Annotated in this window: 13 protein-coding genes; 4 read left to right on the top strand and 9 right to left on the bottom strand. The window is 60.4% G+C overall.

Annotation, left to right across the window (positions count from 1 at the left end; all coding sequences use genetic code 11):
• Positions 1 to 38: 38 nt before the first annotated feature.
• Positions 39 to 2,483: a DEAD/DEAH box helicase gene (locus DW024_RS01400; protein ID WP_118376790.1), complete on the top strand. Its 2,445-nt coding sequence runs from the start codon at positions 39 to 41 to the stop codon at positions 2,481 to 2,483.
• A gap of 135 nt (positions 2,484 to 2,618) precedes the next feature.
• On the opposite strand, the gene DW024_RS01395 is transcribed toward DW024_RS01400, so the two are convergent.
• The 4 genes from DW024_RS01395 to DW024_RS01380 all read right to left on the bottom strand — a co-directional run bounded on the left by DW024_RS01395 (position 2,619) and on the right by DW024_RS01380 (position 7,118).
• The gene (locus tag DW024_RS01395) at positions 2,619 to 3,494 is read right to left on the bottom strand and encodes a spermidine synthase (RefSeq protein WP_118376789.1); all 876 of its coding nucleotides are present in this window, start codon (positions 3,492 to 3,494) and stop codon (positions 2,619 to 2,621) included.
• Positions 3,495 to 5,402, bottom strand: coding sequence for an elongator complex protein 3 (locus DW024_RS01390; RefSeq protein ID WP_118376788.1), 1,908 nt, complete (start codon positions 5,400 to 5,402; stop codon positions 3,495 to 3,497).
• Between the two features lie 97 nt (positions 5,403 to 5,499).
• Positions 5,500 to 6,396: a DUF4097 family beta strand repeat-containing protein gene (locus tag DW024_RS01385; protein ID WP_158572106.1), complete on the bottom strand. Its 897-nt coding sequence runs from the start codon at positions 6,394 to 6,396 to the stop codon at positions 5,500 to 5,502.
• Positions 6,396 to 7,118, bottom strand: a complete 723-nt coding sequence (locus DW024_RS01380) for a helix-turn-helix domain-containing protein (RefSeq protein WP_118376786.1) — start codon at positions 7,116 to 7,118, stop codon at positions 6,396 to 6,398. Before DW024_RS01380 ends, DW024_RS01385 begins: the two co-directional genes overlap by 1 nt.
• Positions 7,119 to 7,385: 267 nt before the next feature.
• On the opposite strand from DW024_RS01380, the gene DW024_RS01375 reads away from it, so the two are divergent.
• The 3 genes from DW024_RS01375 to DW024_RS01365 all read left to right on the top strand — a co-directional run bounded on the left by DW024_RS01375 (position 7,386) and on the right by DW024_RS01365 (position 12,207).
• Complete coding sequence (locus tag DW024_RS01375; RefSeq protein WP_022094355.1) at positions 7,386 to 8,258, top strand: hypothetical protein; 873 nt, start codon at positions 7,386 to 7,388, stop codon at positions 8,256 to 8,258.
• Between the two features lie 118 nt (positions 8,259 to 8,376).
• Positions 8,377 to 9,216: a tRNA (guanosine(46)-N(7))-methyltransferase TrmB gene (locus tag DW024_RS01370; protein WP_117582889.1), complete on the top strand. Its 840-nt coding sequence runs from the start codon at positions 8,377 to 8,379 to the stop codon at positions 9,214 to 9,216.
• A gap of 309 nt (positions 9,217 to 9,525) precedes the next feature.
• The gene (locus DW024_RS01365) at positions 9,526 to 12,207 is read left to right on the top strand and encodes an RNA helicase (RefSeq protein ID WP_118376785.1); all 2,682 of its coding nucleotides are present in this window, start codon (positions 9,526 to 9,528) and stop codon (positions 12,205 to 12,207) included.
• A gap of 79 nt (positions 12,208 to 12,286) precedes the next feature.
• Here the strand turns inward: DW024_RS01365 and DW024_RS01360 are convergent, their stop codons facing one another.
• The 5 genes from DW024_RS01360 to DW024_RS01340 all read right to left on the bottom strand — a co-directional run bounded on the left by DW024_RS01360 (position 12,287) and on the right by DW024_RS01340 (position 16,790).
• Positions 12,287 to 14,044 (bottom strand): DUF2130 domain-containing protein, encoded by a 1,758-nt coding sequence (locus tag DW024_RS01360; protein ID WP_118376784.1) that lies wholly within the window; start codon positions 14,042 to 14,044, stop codon positions 12,287 to 12,289.
• Positions 14,045 to 14,182: 138 nt separating this feature from the next.
• Complete coding sequence (locus DW024_RS01355; RefSeq protein ID WP_118376783.1) at positions 14,183 to 14,728, bottom strand: metallophosphoesterase; 546 nt, start codon at positions 14,726 to 14,728, stop codon at positions 14,183 to 14,185.
• Between the two features lie 66 nt (positions 14,729 to 14,794).
• A complete protein-coding gene (locus DW024_RS01350; protein WP_117582885.1) occupies positions 14,795 to 14,974 on the bottom strand; it encodes a hypothetical protein in 180 nt (59 codons plus the stop codon).
• An 18-nt stretch (positions 14,975 to 14,992) separates the two neighbouring features.
• Complete coding sequence (locus DW024_RS01345; protein ID WP_117582884.1) at positions 14,993 to 15,319, bottom strand: HIRAN domain-containing protein; 327 nt, start codon at positions 15,317 to 15,319, stop codon at positions 14,993 to 14,995.
• A 91-nt stretch (positions 15,320 to 15,410) separates the two neighbouring features.
• A complete protein-coding gene (locus tag DW024_RS01340; RefSeq protein ID WP_118376782.1) occupies positions 15,411 to 16,790 on the bottom strand; it encodes an aldehyde dehydrogenase in 1,380 nt (459 codons plus the stop codon).

Here is a 16,790-nt window from a genome sequence, read left to right as displayed (position 1 = left end):
CCGCCGCGTTGAGAGATTCGCTTTTGAAAGGAGGCCTCGTGAACGCCTTTGACCGCTACGCCCCGTTTATCCAAGACTTCATCTACTCCCACGATTGGGAGAGCTTGCGCTCTATCCAGGTTGCGGCAGCTGATGCCATCTTTAACACGCAAGATAATGTGCTCCTGACGGCATCCACGGCTTCCGGCAAAACCGAGGCAGCCTTCTTTCCCATCCTGACCGAATTTTGGGAGAACCCGCCCGCGAGCGTGGGCGCCCTCTACATCGGCCCCCTCAAAGCGCTCATCAATGATCAGTTCGTCCGTCTCAATGACCTGTGCGAAGAAGCCGACATCCCCGTCTGGCACTGGCATGGCGATGTCTCGCAGTCGCACAAGGCCAAGCTCATCAAAAAGCCAAGCGGCATCTTGCAGATTACGCCCGAGTCGCTCGAGGCGCTCTTAATCCATAAGCACATGGCGATCCCGCGCATGTTCTGCGACCTACGCTATGTGGTCATCGATGAGGTCCACTCGCTCATGCGCGGCGACCGTGGCGGGCAGACGCTCTGCCTTATCGAGCGACTCTCGCGCATGGCCGGCGTACAGCCCCGACGCATTGGCCTTTCGGCCACCATCGGCGACCCCGAGCGCACGGGCGCTTTTCTCTCGAAGGGAACGGGGCGCGACTGCGTTATCCCCCGCTTTGAGGAACCGCGCCGCGTGTGGCGCATCTCCATGGAGCACTTCTACAACTCGGGCCCCCAGGCTCAGCAACGAGGATTCGTAGGCACAGGTCCACAAGAAGCCGAGGTGCTTGCTTGCGAGCGTATTGAGACGGCGGCGCCCGCGGCGCTGCCCGCATCCGGACAAGACATGTGCCACAGCGGACAGCTTACACAGGAAGAACACCGTCAACGTCGTGAGCAGGCGCGGGACAAGGCCGCTCCCAAAGACCGTCGCACTTCCTCGGCCCCCGAGGGCGAAGTCGACATCCCACGAGCGACCGAGCAGGCGCTTCTCAACCCCACCGACACGGCGCCCGACAACGCCGACCCCGGCATGGGCTATATCTTTGAGCATACGCGCGGCCGCAAATGCCTGGTCTTTGCCAACTCGCGCGAGGAGGCAGAGGCCGTGTGCTCCATGCTGCGCAGCTACTGCGAGAGCCGGCACGAGCCCGACCGTTTTCTCATCCATCACGGCAATCTTTCGGCATCGCTACGCGAGACGGCCGAGGAGCTCATGCGCGACGAGGAGCAGACGCAGACAACCGTCACCACCTCTACGTTGGAGCTCGGTATCGATATCGGCCGCCTGGAGCGCGCCTTCCAGATTGACGCGCCGTTTACCGTCAGCTCCTTTTTGCAGCGCATGGGGCGCACAGGCCGTCGCGATCTTCCGCCCGAGATGTGGTTTGTCATGCGCGAGGAAGAGCCCGAGCCGCGCACGATGATGCCCGAAACCATTCCCTGGAAGCTCCTGCAGGGTATCGCGCTCGTACAACTCTATCGCGAGGAAAAGTGGGTCGAGCCACCCGAGCTCGATCGTCTCCCCTACAGCCTGCTCTATCACCAGACTATGTCGACCCTCGCCAGCACCGGCGAGCTCACGCCGGCCGAACTTGCCCAGCGCGTGCTCACGCTCAGCTATTTCCACCGTGTCTCGGCAGACGATTACCGTGTGCTGCTACGTCACCTCATTAAGATCGACCATATCCAGGTCACCGAAGGTGGCGGGCTCATCGTGGGTCTCGCGGGCGAGCGCATCATCAACAACTTTAAGTTCTACGCCGTGTTCCAGGAAAACGAGGAGTTTACCGTCCGGAGCGAATCGGCCGAGCTGGGCACGATCGTTAATCCGCCCCCGCCCGGTGAGCGCATCGCCATCGCCGGACACTGCTGGATTGTCGAGGAAGTGGACTGGAAGCGCCACACTGTCTTTGCCACGCAGGTCAAGGGCCGGGTGCCGGCCTACTTTGGCGACTGCCCCGGCGACATTAACACGCATGTGCTCGAGCGCATGCGCCAAGCGCTCACTGAGCACGCAGTATATCCGTACCTTATGGGTAACGCACGGGCTCGCTTGGCGCAGGCTCGTCATACCGCCGAGATTTCGGGCGCGGGAACTAAGCCGCTCATCAACCTGGGTGGCGACACCTGGGTGCTCTTCCCCTGGTTGGGCAGCTACGCCTTCCTAGCACTCGAGCGCATGCTTAAAATCAAATGCGCCGCTGAACTGGGCCTTCGCGGACTCGACTCGTCACGCCCGTACTTTATGCAGTTTAAGATGAAGGCCGACGAGGAGACGTTCTTTGAGGTGCTCGCCGCCGAGGCCGAAAAGGACTTCGATCCCATCGAGCTCGTCTATCCTGGCGAGGTGCCTTACTTTGACCGCTACGACGAGTTTGTTCCCGAAGAGCTCGTGCGCAAGGGCTTTGCCGAAGGCGTGCTCGACATCGAAGACATGAAGCAGCGCGTTCTCGGCTGGCGCGACCACGCCTAAGACCAGTCTTTTTGGGACGGGGCTCTTTTAGCTACCCTGGCAGGTAACGCAAACGGTCTGGCTGACTAACGGCAGGGGTAGCTAAAAGAGCCCCGTCCCAAAAAGACTGGTCGAAAGAAGCCCACCCCGAATAGGCTAGTCGTGGAGGGCGATGCCGAGGAAGTCGGAATCGAAGGGCACGGCTTCGGCAAAGGCGTAGTTGCCGTCGCTGGCGATGAGCAGGTAGTTCTCCTCGCCACCGAACTCCGCATCGCCACATGGGACCACCCAAGCATAGGCAAACACCTCGAGTGCCGTGGCAGCGCAGTCGCGCAGGAACGTCACATCGTTCCCCTCGTTCGAGCTCACGATATTAGCCACGTAGATGCCGCCCGAGTTCAAGCTACCCCGCACCAAACGCAACGCCTCAACCGTCGCCAGCTCGCGCACGGGCTCGGCACCGCCAAAGCAATCGCTCACGACCACATCGTAGCGACGATGCCCCACGCTCGTAATGCCCAAATATGAACGAGCCTCGGCGGTTATCACCCGCAGGCGATCGCCCGCCGTGCGCTCCAGCTCGTCTAGGTAGAACCAGCGGCGGGCCAGACGCGTAATCTCTCCGTCATACTCGATGACGTCCATGCGCAAACCCTCGTGCGACATCAGTGCAAACTTGGGATAGGCAAACCCGCCGCCACCCAGCATGAGCATACGGCTGATACCGTGACCATAAACGTCGCGCATCGCATCCTCGGCCTCAAACACGTCGTCAAACGCACGATAGTACGCAAAGGCGGGCTCAGCCCAACGCTCGCCAACGTAACTCGCGCTTTGGTAGACGCCGCCTTGCACCAATACGCGGACTTCGTCGCCGCCCTCGTCGTGCACGCGCTTCACACGCGCCAACCCATTGCGGGTTCGCGCAACCTGCAGACAGGCAGCACGAACAGCGACAGCGGCCGCACCAAGCGCCGCGGCTCCCAGAGCAACGCCGGCAACGACGCCGGCAGAAACACTCGGCTTGTTCATCTAGAGCTCCTTTTGCAGATAAAGGCCATGGTCATAAAAACCAAGATGGCGATAGTACTCGCGCGTACCGATCGCGCTGATCACGTTGATGCGCGCATAGCCGGCATCCCGGGCAATCTCGCACGCACGCTCTACGAGCAAACGCCCCAACCCGTGATGCTGCGCCGCCTGGCCCTGGTCGCCCACGCGTGCCGCCATGCCATACACGTGCACCTCGCGAATCATCGCCTCGTCCGGCGTCGTCGGCAACTCGTCCGCATGCGCGGCAACAAACGAATGGTCGGGCAGCGACAACCGCAAAAAGCCCGCGATCTTGCCCCGCGGCGTCACCCACTGCAAAAAGCGCTCGTAAGTCACCGGCGTCTCGTACGCCACTTCCTCATCAAGAGAAAGCTCATCCAAGTCGGCACCCGCGGTACTGATCTCGCGATAGCGAATCTCGCGCACCACTGCGCCTTCTCCACGAGCCGCCAAGCGATTCTCGACGAGCTGACGCAGGTTGGGCTTCTTGTTGCCCACCATAATGTCGTCGGAACTAAAGTCGCGGATCATGCGACTGATGCGGCAGAACGCCGGCGTCACCACGATGTCGTCGGCAAGCACATCGAGCAGCTCTTCCTCGGTATAGGGACGCCACTCGCCGCGCTCATAGCAGCCCACCAGACGCGAGCCCTCGATGAGCGCACACGGGTAGACCTTGACCTCGTCGGGCATAAAGGCCCCCTCGGTCATAAAGCGCTCGTAGTCGCGCTTGTCCCCCTCGGGTGTGGCGCCCAGCAAGTTGAGCATAAAATGCGCATGGATCTTAAAGCCAAACAGGCGCGCAAGCGAAAACGCCCGCTCGATCTGCGCCACCGAAATGCGACGCTCGTTGATATCGAGCAGGTGCTGGTCGAGGCTCTGGATACCCATCTGAATCTTGGTGCAGCCCAGGCGGCGGATGAGCGTGAGGGCCTGCGGCGTTACGGCATCGGGGCGCGTCTCGATAACGAATCCCACCACGCGATGCTTCGCCGTCTCGTTGATGCGTTGCCGCTGCTCAAGCTCCTCCATCGTTGCCGTCTGCCACTCGGTGACCTCGCCCCACGGCGTGCCGGGGCCGTACAGACGACGTACCGCACGGTTATAGCATCCCACGGCAGCATCCACACGCTCCTGTTCGCCGGCAACGCCGGCAGCGAGCTTGGCCTCGTCTGTCGCAATGCCGGCAACTCGATAGCGCTCGCGGCGCTCTGTTACCACCGGCGGCAGGGCATCGGCGGGAGCGTCATCGAGCAGGCGCCCCGCCTCGGCACGGTTGATGCCCGGACGCGCCAACATGGGGTTAGCCGCCACACCAGCCACGGCATCGTCATTGAGCGCGCGGAAGAGCTCCGACATAAACCACGTCTGATACCCTCGCGGATAATCGCTCCAGGTACCGCCGAGCACGATAAGCTCAATCTTATCGGTCGCATGCCCCATCTGCGAAAGCGCCGTCAAACGGGCACTCACCTGCAGATACGGGTCGAAGCAGTTTTGCTCCGCACGGGCACACGCCGGCTCAGCGTGCAGATAGCTCTTGGGCATGCGCAGGTCGTTGGGGCAAAACAGGCAATCGCCCGAGCACGGCCACGGCTTGGTAATGACAGTAATGGTCGCCACGCCCGAGGCCGTTCGGCGCGGCTTCATACGCAGCACCTGCAGCAGTTGACGCTCCAGCTCGGCATCGACATTCCACCCAGCCCACCGAGCCGGCTCCTCGCGCTTCACCCGCTGGTAGAACGGCAGCAGACGGCGCTTGGCCAGGTCGCGTTTGTCGGCACCCTCGCGGCGCGCCTCGGCATGTATCAGTTTGACGAGTGCCTTGTCGTCTACGGTCTCGCCGCGGCGCAGGGCCTCAAGTATGTTCAAGATAATCTGTTCCATGACCCCATTGTAAAGGCAAAGGCGCCGGAACCCGTCACGGCTCCGGCGCCTCCATCAAAGAGCATGCCTATATGTACCGATCTCCGAAAACCGCATGTCACTCCGGATCAAACGACATGTCACCCGAACCGACCTTAAAACGATACGTGGCAGACTTATCACCGTTGTCGAATTCAAGATTCAATATGGTCTCGCCATCGTAGCCAAGCGGAAGGAAATCGCTCTCGAAGTCACCGCTGCCCACGGTGAGACTCGCCTTAAAGCCCGCAGAGTTCGGAACCGCTATCTCCACATCGCCCGAGTCCACGCTTACGTCCATCGACTTCGCGGGGGCCTGGTAGAGCTCGAACGTCACATCACCCGAACCGACCTTGGCATTCAGGGTGTCGGTTACAGTGCCCGCAAACTCAACGTCTCCCGAGTCCAACGTCAGGCTGAGGTCATGACACGCAATGTCCGTGACCGTCAGATCGCCCGCTCCTACATTCGCTGTAATGCCCACCATGTTATCGGCAACTTCGCGCGGCAGTTCGACGGTAACCGTGCGGTCAATGGCGCGCTCGTCATCGCAATCGAACTGGCGAATCTTGAGCGTAGAACCCTTAACCTCGGCCAGATTTTTGGTTGCCGCATCGAAGGCGACGGTCCCCGTTGCCACGCGACCGCTTTCAATTACGCGCACCGGCCCGCCGGAGACGTGTTTGACCTCGACCGTGCCCGACGTCACGTCCAAGTCAAGTGATGTGAACGCGTCGGCATCAAACGTTTCGCTCGAAAGCTGTTGAGGCCGAGCGGAATAGTTACCGCTATTCAAGGAATCGTCCTCGTCAAACGCATCGCCCATACCAGACAAGCCGGATACAACATCGTCGAGATCCCACGGACCATCAAAATGAATCAATGTCCGCGAAATGCCAAAGACAAGCCCGATGATGAGCACAAACGCTCCGATGCCAATGCCCAAGCGCCTCTTAGACTCATGCGAGAGCTTCATCATTCATCACCTTCTTTGGCACTCGACTCAGCGGTGGTCGCGGCAGCCATGTCAGCGTCAACCGCTGTGGAAACGTCCTCCCCCTTAGTCCTAGCGACCGCCGGCGCCGGACCAACCTGAATATCCCCGCGCGCCCAATCGCCATCGAGCGCACGTGCCACCCAGTGATAGATGGGAATCGTGAAGAAAATCAGCGCGGCAAAGGGGCCGGCGCCAAACAGGAACATCAGCAAAAAGAACAGCAGCCAGCACACGGCCCAGTACGGGAACGACTGGAACGGACCCTTCACCGGAGTCGGGCCGGCCGCGCCGGCACCCGTCACCTGCGCCGTAGCGGCATTGGCGGCCTGTGCACTCCAGCTTGCCGCCTGCGCCGCCTTGGCTGCCGCGTCACTTGCCTGCGTTGCCGCCTCGGTGGCGCGTGCCGCGGCCTCATGGGTGCGGGCGCGCTCTGCCGCCTCGGCCTCGCGCTGACGGGCGCGGTCCTCGTTCTCAAACTCGATATCGTCCTCGATCTCATCGCTCGGATTGAGGAGCTCGTCCAAACTCACGCCATAGAGTTTGGCGAGCGAGATCAGGTTCTCGGTATCGGGCGAACTCTCCGCACGCTCCCATTTACTGACCGCCTGACGCGACAGGCCCATCTTTCGCGCCAGCCCCTCTTGACTAAAACCCTTGCTGCGACGAAGGTCGGCGAGCCGCTGCGCAGTTTCTACATTCATGGTTCCTCCTATGTGATGCCAGCCGTGCCGCCGGACCGTTTTTGTTCTTAAGGCGCCTTGCACAGTTAAAAATGTATCCGCCACCGCCAAAAGCACGCCACCTATTCTAGTGAGATTTTTGACAACCGGCGGTTGCGGGTGCATATGAGCTGCGGAAATGTGTCCAAACAAAGCAATGACCCGCGGCTCGGTTGTCCCCGTTGCGGCGTTAACGGTAGTATGGTCGTACTGTTTATTCCGCACCGCCAACGGAGGGAGTTCCGCGCCGTGAACCGCGATTTCGCCTCATCGCTCATCCAGCTCAACAATACGTTCTATCGCGAGCACTCCGCCTCCTTTTCCGATACGCGCCAGGCCCCGTGGCCCGGCTGGGTGCGCACTATGGACATCGCGCTCGAGCAGCTCGACGTGGCCACGATCGAGCATCCCGTCCGCGTCTTCGATCTTGCCTGCGGAAATATGCGCTTTGAGAACTTTGCCGCCGGCGGCGCACTTGCCGCCAAGGGCGTCGACGGGGCAAACCCCTCGGCAGATGCCAGCTGCCCGTTTGAGTTCTATGGCGTCGACTCGTGCCAAGACCTGGCCATCGATGCCCATGGCCACGCGCTGCGCATTCCCAACCTACACTTCCAGGAGCTCGACGTGCTCGACGCCCTGATGAAGCTCAACCCCGCCGAGACACCCGACGTGCTTTTCGACGCCCCGCTCGCCGACATCTCGGTCTGCTTTGGCTTTATGCACCACGTGCCGTCGTGCGAGTACCGCGTACGCGTGCTCGACGCCCTGGTACGTCAGACGCGCCCAGGCGGCATCATCGCCATCAGCTTTTGGGAGTTTATGAACGATGAGCGCATGGCGCGCAAGGCCGTTCGAGCCGAAGCCCGCGCCGAACTCACCCCGCCGTTTGAGGGTTACGATTCCGCGCAGTTTGAAGCCGGCGACCACCTCATTGGCTGGCAAAACGACCGCCACGCCTACCGCTATTGCCATCACTTTGACGATCAGCAGATCACCGACCTGGTGCGCGGCGTACGTACGTTCTACAAGAGTGGCGAGGTTCCCGTACGCGAGCTTGAGCGCTTCCATGCCGACGGTCGCAGCGGCGAGCTCAACCGCTATGTGATTCTCAAGCGCCTGTAGGCACCGACGACTCGCCGCCGGACCGCACCACATCTTTCGGGCAAACTATGTCCACCCTTTTTCAAACCATTGACGGAACGCGCAGCTATGCGTTCCATACTTATGACCAAGGAGCCTCATGGGAGCCGTCCACGTCCGCACGCCTAAGAACTTTGTGCTCGAGGAGCGCCTGGAGCGCTACGCCGATGCGATTGAGACGAACCCCGAGGCCTATGTCGGAGATTGGCGCGCGGCTTGCGCGCCAGTTGGCAGCAAGCCTTTTGAGCACCTTCACCTGGATCTTGGTTGTGGCAAGGGAACGTACCTTGTAGAGCGCGCGGCCCGCGAGCCAAACACGCTCTTTATCGGCATGGACCAGGAGCCTATCTGCATCGCCTATGCCGCACAGAAAATCTGCGAGCAGGAGCTGACCAACGCACTTGTCCTGCCCCGAGGCGCCACATCACTGCCACGGCTGTTTGCCGCAGGCGAGCTCGATGCCATCACCATCAACTTTCCCACGCCGCAGCCCAAGGCCAAGTACGCCAAAAAACGACTCGTCCATGTCGACCATCTGATGCTCTACCGCCCGCTCTTTTCAGACGGCGCCACCGTTACGCTGCGCACCGACAGCAAGCCATTGCGCGACTACGCCCTGGGACAGTTTGCCGCGGCGGGCTACGACACGCTTTGGGTAAGTGATGACGTCCGCCGCGACCATCCCGAGCATCCCGAGACCGAATATGAATGCCGCACGCGAGAGATGGGTGCCGTCGTCTATGGCATTTGCGCCATGCCCGGAGCGCAGCCAACCGACGAACAGCTCACAGTAGGACGCGCGCAGGAGCAAAGCCTTGCCTGCTACCTGCCCGATAACCTCGATGAGCTCACCTATGTACCCCTGGGCATGGAAGAAGCCGTCGAGAACTTTAGAAACCGTGCTCGCAAAGGCAAGAAGCGCTTACCGCAGGAGTCCTAGGGGCTTCTGATGGTCGCGGCGTCGGCAAACAAGCACAAATAGGCGCCAGCGAACGGCCCTCAAACCTAAGTGAGTAGACTTTTTTGCAATAGCCAAGCACAGCCCGCATAACGAAAACTAAAACCGCAGGTAGAGCCCTTACGCAAAAGCCATGTGCTCGCAATATCGCAAATAGTCTACTCACTTGGCTAGCGACTACACTAAACGGCTGGGCAGAACGCCCATTTCCTGCATTTTCTTGCCTGCGAACGCATCGATGCGACGCTACGCCATAATAGTTGGCGGACAATCGCGAGAGAAAGCAACCACATGGCACAGACTACGACAGATACCGTCGCCAGCACCGTCTCCGGCGCCGGGGCCGCCAGCTCATTCTCGGGCGGCACGGGAACCGAGGCAGAGTTCGGTTCGCTCGGCGCGCTCTCCCCCACCTGGTGGGAGCCCGAAGACCGCAGCGAGCCCGAACCATGGCTCACGCCCGACCAGGCCTTCGAGCGCTTCTTTGAATGGACGAGCAATCGCGGTATTGAGCTGTGGGACCACCAGGAAGAGGCCCTCATGGACCTGGCTGCCGGCGATCACGTCATTTTGGGCACACCGACCGGATCGGGCAAATCGCTCGTCGCGCTGGGAATGCTCTTTATGGGCATGGCGCAGGGCAAGCGCTGCTATTACACGGCCCCCATCAAGGCCTTGGTCAGCGAAAAGTTCTTCGACCTGGTACAGGTGCTCGGCCGCGATAACGTCGGTATGATCACCGGCGATACGCATATCAATACCAAAGCGCCCGTCATCTGCTGCACGGCAGAGATCCTTGCTAACGACGCGCTGCGCGAGGGCGAAGATGCCGATGTGGGCTGCGTCGCCATGGACGAGTTCCACTACTTTGCCGACCCCGATCGTGGTTGGGCCTGGCAGGTGCCGCTGCTCACCCTGCCCCACACGCAGTTTATGCTCATGAGCGCCACGCTCGGCGATGTCACTGCCATCGCCGCCTCTCTCGAGGAGCACACCGGCGCTGCTTGCGACTTGGTTGTCGATGCCCCGCGTCCTGTTCCGCTGAGCTACGACTATGTGACGACCTCCCTCGAGGGCACGGTCGAGCTCGCCATGCGCCGCGGCGAGGCCCCGCTCTATATCGTGCACTTTAGCCAGGATGCCGCCCTTGCGACGGCGCAGTCGCTCGCCAATTTTGGCATCGCCAGCAAGGAGCAGCGCGAGGCCATCAAAGAAGCGGCAAAGGGGACGAGCTTCTCCACGGCCTTTGGCAAGATTCTCAAACGTCTGCTTGGATGCGGCGTCGGCGTGCACCATGCCGGCATGTTGCCGCGCTATCGTCTGCTGGTCGAACGGTTGGCACAGCAGGGCCTGCTGCCCGTCATCTGCGGCACCGATACGCTCGGCGTCGGCATCAACGTACCCATCCACACCGTGGTGCTCACCGCGCTCACCAAGTTCGATGGCTACAAGATGCGTCGTCTGCGCGCCCGCGAGTTCCATCAAATAGCCGGTCGCGCCGGCCGCTCGGGCTTCGATACCGAGGGCATGGTGATCGCCGAGGCACCCGAGCACGAGATCGAGAATGCCAAGCTTATGGCCAAAGCGGGCGATGACCCCAAAAAACTCCGTAAGATTAAAAAGAAAAAGGCCCCCGAGGGCTTTGTCACCTGGAACAAGCAGACCTTTGAGCGCCTGATCGAGACGCAGCCCGAGACGCTCAAACCGCGTCTGCGCATCACACACTCCATGGTGATTAGCGTGGTCGAGCAAGGCGGCGATGCCCGCGCCCGCGTACACGACCTCATCGAGACGAGCCTGCAGACTCCCGAGGAAAAGGCTAAGCTCGAGGTTCGCGCCGACGAAATCTTCGCCACGCTCATCGATTCCGGCGTCGTCGTGCGCACCGAGGTGCCGCCCGCACCCGACGCCCCGGCCGATGCCACACCAGACATCGACTATGCGCTGACGGTCGATCTGCCCGAGGACTTCGCGCTCGACCAGCCGCTCTCGCCGTTCTTGCTTGCCGCATTGGAGCTGCTCGATCCCGAGAGCGAGACCTATACCATGGACCTTATCAGCATGGTCGAGGCCACGCTCGAGGACCCCAAGCAGGTGCTCCGCGCCCAGGAGCGCGCCACACGCGATCGCGCCATGGCCGAAATGAAGGCCGATGGCGTCGAATACGAGGAGCGCCTAGAGCGCATTCAGGACGTCACGTACGAAAAGCCGCTCGAGGATTTGCTCGACGCCGCTTTTGACAAGTACTGCCAGGAAGTACCCTGGGCAAACGACTACCAGCTCTCTCCCAAGAGCGTCCTGCGCGATATGCTGGAAAGCGCGAGCGATTTTAAGGGCTACATTCAAAAGCTCGGCATCGCCCGCTCCGAGGGCATTTTGCTGCGCTACCTGGCAGAGGCTTACCGTTCTCTCGACCGCACCGTACCCATCGAGAAGCGCGACGAGCGCCTGCGCGACATTATCTCGTGGCTGGGCTTTGTGGTGCGCTCGGTCGACTCGAGCCTGGTGGACGAGTGGGAGAACGCCGGCAACCCGGCAGCCCTCGATTCCGCGCCGCCACAGGGCATCGACGAGGTCGTGGCGGACCGCCGCGGCTGCACGCTGCTGGTGCGCAATGCGCTCTTCCGCCGCGTGACCCTTGCCGCCCGCGAGCACGTTCGCGACCTTGGCGAGCTCGACGACGACTGGGGCATGAGCGAGATCCGCTGGCAAAAAGCACTCGACGCTTACCACGAGCAGCACGAGGAAATCCTCACCGACGGAGATGCCCGCAGCGCCGCGATGTTTTCCATCGACGAGTCCGACGAGAAGACCGCGCACGTATGGCGCGTGCACCAGATCTTTGCCGACGAGGGTGGCGACCACGACTTTGGCATCATGGGCGATGTCGATCTGGACGCCACGCAAGACGGCGGCGAGGTCATCTTCAAAAACTACCGCGTCGGCTTTATCGAGGACCTGCTCGAGAACTAGCCGAACATACTGGAACGAAACAAAGCGGGGCCGTTGGCAATATCGTCAGCGGCCCCGCTTTTGCACTATCTGCTATGCCTTACTCGGCATCTTCGACCTCATACGAATCCGCCTCGGCGGGCTCATCGTTTGTCTCTGGCGCGGCCCCGCGCGCCTCGTCAAACGCTGCCTTCATGGTCTTGTTGCCCCACGTGAGCTTGCGAATGGTAAGATCGTCGGCTTTCTTGTTGGCTAGGCGCAGATTGTTCTCGGAGGACAGCAACGCCTCCTTGGTTTTCTGCAGATGGCTAATCGTCTTGTCAATCTCATCGATCGCCGTTTGGAACTTGCGGCTCGCGATCTCGTAGTTGCGACCGAAATCATTCTTGAACTTCTCCATCTTGGCTTCGAAGTTCGTGACGTCGATATTCTGCTGTTTGTACTCCGCCAGCTCCTGCTTATAGCGAAGCGAACCCATGGCGGCGTTGCGAAGAAGCGTAATCATGGGGATGAAAAACTGTGGGCGAATCACGTACATCTTCTCATAGCGATAGCTCACGTCCACAATTCCCGCGTTATAGAGCTCGCTCTCGGGCTCGAGCAGCGTGCAGAGCACCGCGTACTCACAGCCTTTCTGGCGACGATCGTGATCGAGTTTCTTAAAGAAGTCCTCGTTTTTGTGCTTGGTCGCGGTCTCGTCGTTCTCGTTTTTCATCTCGAACATAATCGAAATGACCTCGTTGCCGCTCGCGTCGCACTCGCGGAAGATAAAGTCGCCCTTGGTACCCTCGGATGCATCGTTATCCTTCTCGAAGTACGCGTTAGGAAATGCCGTCATGCGCAGACGGTTGAACTCGGTCTCGCAGTGCTGCTCGAGCGACTCGCCCACCATCTTGGTGGACAGGCGGACCTTCATGTCCTTAAGGCGCTCAATCTCTTCATCCTTGTAGCGAATCAGGTCATCGCTCGCACGCTTGGCCTGCGCAAGCTCGAGCTCGTGTGCCGCCTTGGCCTGCTCCTCGCGAGAATCGCGCACCGCCAACTCGCTCGTCAGCTTGGCACGTGCCTCATCGCGCTCTCGCTCCGCCGCGGCGACCGCCTCCGACAGGTTCATTTTTGCCATCAGCTCCTGCTCACGCAGCTGGGCACGCAGACCCTCGGCCTCTTGCTCAGACTGAGCCTTTTCGGCGGAAAACTTCTCTTGTACCTGCGCACGGTAGTCAGCAAGCGCGCGCTCGGCCTCGCTGCGAGCGGTATCGAGCTCACGCTTCGACTCTGCCGCGGCGGCGGCAAGCGCCATCTCCTGGGCCTTGTCCGCCGCGGCAAGCCTGGCCCGCAGCTCGGCAATCTGAGCATCACGTGCAGCCAAATCGTTTTGAGCAGCATTGCGCGCCGCCGACTCGACGAGCTTGGCTTCGTCATCTTTGCGCTCCAGCTGCGCACGCAAATTGTCGATTTCTCGCTGAAGCTCAGCGTTTTCCTTTTGAGCATCGGCACGGGCCTCAACCGCCGCGCGCTGACTTGCGCTCTCGCGTTCTGTGACAGCGCTCTCGAGCTTGGCGCGCAGCTCGGCAAGCTCAGCGTCGCGCTTGGCAACCTCTTGTGCCAGCTTCTGCTCCGCGGCGTTCTTCTGCTCGACAAGCTGGGCATTGCGCTGAGACTCTGCCTTTTGCAAGGCAGCCGTCGAACGCGAGCGCTCAAGCTCCAGTGCCTGCTCGCCCTCGCGCTGGACCGCCTTCACGCGCTCATCAAGGTCGCGCGAAAACTCGGCATTGCGCACTTGCTTGACGATATCCGCATAGCCGGACGCGTCGACCTTAAAAACTTCGCCGCAATGCGGGCACTTGATCTCGTTCATAGCAGCTCCTCGATGGACGCAAATTTCAACCGCCTACACTCTACCGCGCCGCGCGGACAAAAAAGACGCCGCTGCCATAATGGCAACGGCGCCAGAATCACCACAAAGGCGCCTGTTCCCTTTGTGGTGATTCGAGAATTACAGCCCAAAAAAGCCGAGGATCTGGTCACGGCTCACGGGCTTGTAATCGTTGGCATCAAAACCGACATCGTAGCGAAAGATAGGGCGCTCGCGATCGCGGTTGCGCGCGTTGGTACGGTCCCCTCTGCTGTGGATATGCCCGTGTAGCATGATGGCACCACGCGCCTTGCCATTCCAGCTGAGCATAGGGTAGTGGCTCATCACCAGGCGATGCCCCTTGGCATAGCCGGGGGCAATCTCCAGGTAATCGCGCACGTCATCCCAGATTTGAGGCGAAGCTGGATCTTCCCAGTCACCGTCATGATTGCCACGAATGAGCGTTATGTTCTGACATTCGATGCGCTCGCGCAGGCGCACCGCCTCCGCCAGGGGCAAACGATAGGTAAAGTCACCCAGAATATAGAGGCGGTCGTCCGCAGCCACGCGCTCATTGATGGCGTCGATGACCTTGCGGTTCATCTCCTCGACCGAATCAAACGGTCGATCCATATCGTGCAAGATATTCGTATCGCCCAGGTGCAGGTCGGCGGTAAACCACATCATCGTCTATGCCCTCATTTCGCAACGCGTTCAACTCGTGCTAAGTATACAGACGTAGCGATGCGGCGGTTATCCAAAGAGCCCGCCGAACAGTCCGCGGCGGCGCTTGTCCTTTTTATTCGAATCTTTTCCCGGAGTGTTCTTATCCTTTTGCTTTTTGCGGTCCTGCTCCAACTCATCGTCATCAAGTAGCATATCCCACTCAAACGGGTCATCTGTCAGATCGAACAGGTCATCGTCATCAAACATGGCAGCCTCCATTGCCGACTAGCGAGCATCCACCACATAGAGGCCAACGCGCACCTGATGCCACGGGCTGCGCTCGGGGGCAACCTGTTGTACGCGGGCCTCAAACACATCCTCGTGGCCGTAATACATCATCAAGGACAGCGGGCCGACCTCGTTTCCCGGAACATAGCCAAGCTTGGTGTTGCCGTAATAGATCGCAACCGCCTCGGGATCATGGGGATTATCGTGCTCGGCACACAGCGTCAGTTTATCGCCCGCTTTAAGATCGCCTAGGACCAAAGCACCGTCGGCATATTGAAATCCTACGATATGAAACGACAGAAGAACACGTGAAGGCTCGTACATGGCAACTCCTCTAACGGCCGGATAAACCAGCGTTTGACCTTATCGAGAAGTCTACGGGCCCGTGCGGACATAAATTCATCCTTATCTGATTCTAATGCACAAACATGCGCACGAACTTGTGCTTCCAGCTTGCATAAGGGGCATAGCGGAATGGCACGTCCAGCCAGGTTGCCTTGTTCACGATGCTCTTCCTGTGGCTGAACGTATCGAAGCTCTCGCGTCCATGATACTGACCCATACCGCTCGTGCCCATGCCGCCAAAGCCCATATGGCTCGTAGCCAAGTGCATGATCGTGTCGTTGACGCAGCCGCCGCCAAAGGGCACGTAACGCACAAAGCGCTGCTGAACCGCGCGATCCTGACTAAAGATATACAGGGCCAGCGGCGTCGGACGATCAGTAATAAACGTCTCGGCCTCGTCTAAGCTCTCAAACGTCAGCACTGGCAAGATGGGGCCGAAGATTTCCTCCTGCATCACGGCGTCATCGGGGGACACGCCATCCAAAATCGTCGGCTCGATCCTGAGCGAAACCTCGCGCGCGGTACCTCCCAGCACAACCTTATCGGGATCGATCAGCCCGCGTACGCGCACAAAATGTTTGGCGTTGACGATATGGCCGTAATCCTCGTTGTCGAGCGGATGCTCGCCAAACATACGGCGGACTTCCTCCTTGATGAGACCCAGCAGCTCGTCGTGCACGCGCGCATCGACCAGCAGGTAGTCGGGCGCCACGCAGGTCTGCCCCACGTTGAGCCATTTACCAAAGGCGATACGCCGCGCCGCGACCTTCAAGTTTGCCGTCGCATCCACGACGCAGGGACTCTTTCCGCCCAGCTCAAGCGTCACGGGCGTAAGGTTTTTACTTGCGCGCTCCATGACGAGCTTGCCGACCGGAACGCTACCGGTAAAGAAGATCTTGTCCCAGCACTCATCGAGCAGCGCTTCGTTCTCGGCGCGCCCGCCCTCGACAACCGTCACCAAGCGCGGATCAAATGCCTCTTCACAGATTTGCTTGAGCACCGCGCTCGATGCCGGAGCATAGGCGCTCGGCTTGATGACCACAGTATTGCCCGCGGCAAGGGCGCCGGCGAGTGGCTCGAGTGTTAGCAAAAACGGGTAGTTCCACGGTGCCATGATGAGCGTGACGCCATAGGGCACGGCTTGCGTCTTGCACACACTCACGGCATTGGCAAGGTCACACGGACGCAGGCGCGGACGACTCCATCGAGCCACATGAGCGATCTGATAACGAATCTCGGAAAGCGACGTGCCAATCTCGCACATATAGGCCTCGTCATGCGACTTTCCCAAATCGGTCTTGAGCGCATGGGCAATATCGGCCTCGTGGGCCCGCACCGCATCGCGTAAACTCACGAGCGCACGGCGGCGAGCATCGACATCAAACGTGGCATGCGTCTTAAAGTAGGCGCGCTGGTCGCCGATGATGCGCGCAATTTCCCCGGTGTTCAT

Source organism: Collinsella sp. AF37-9, assembly GCF_003475115.1.
In the GTDB taxonomy this organism is placed as follows: domain Bacteria; phylum Actinomycetota; class Coriobacteriia; order Coriobacteriales; family Coriobacteriaceae; genus Collinsella.
Note: the sequence above shows the minus strand (reverse complement) of the source record. Positions and strands in the feature narration are given on the sequence as shown.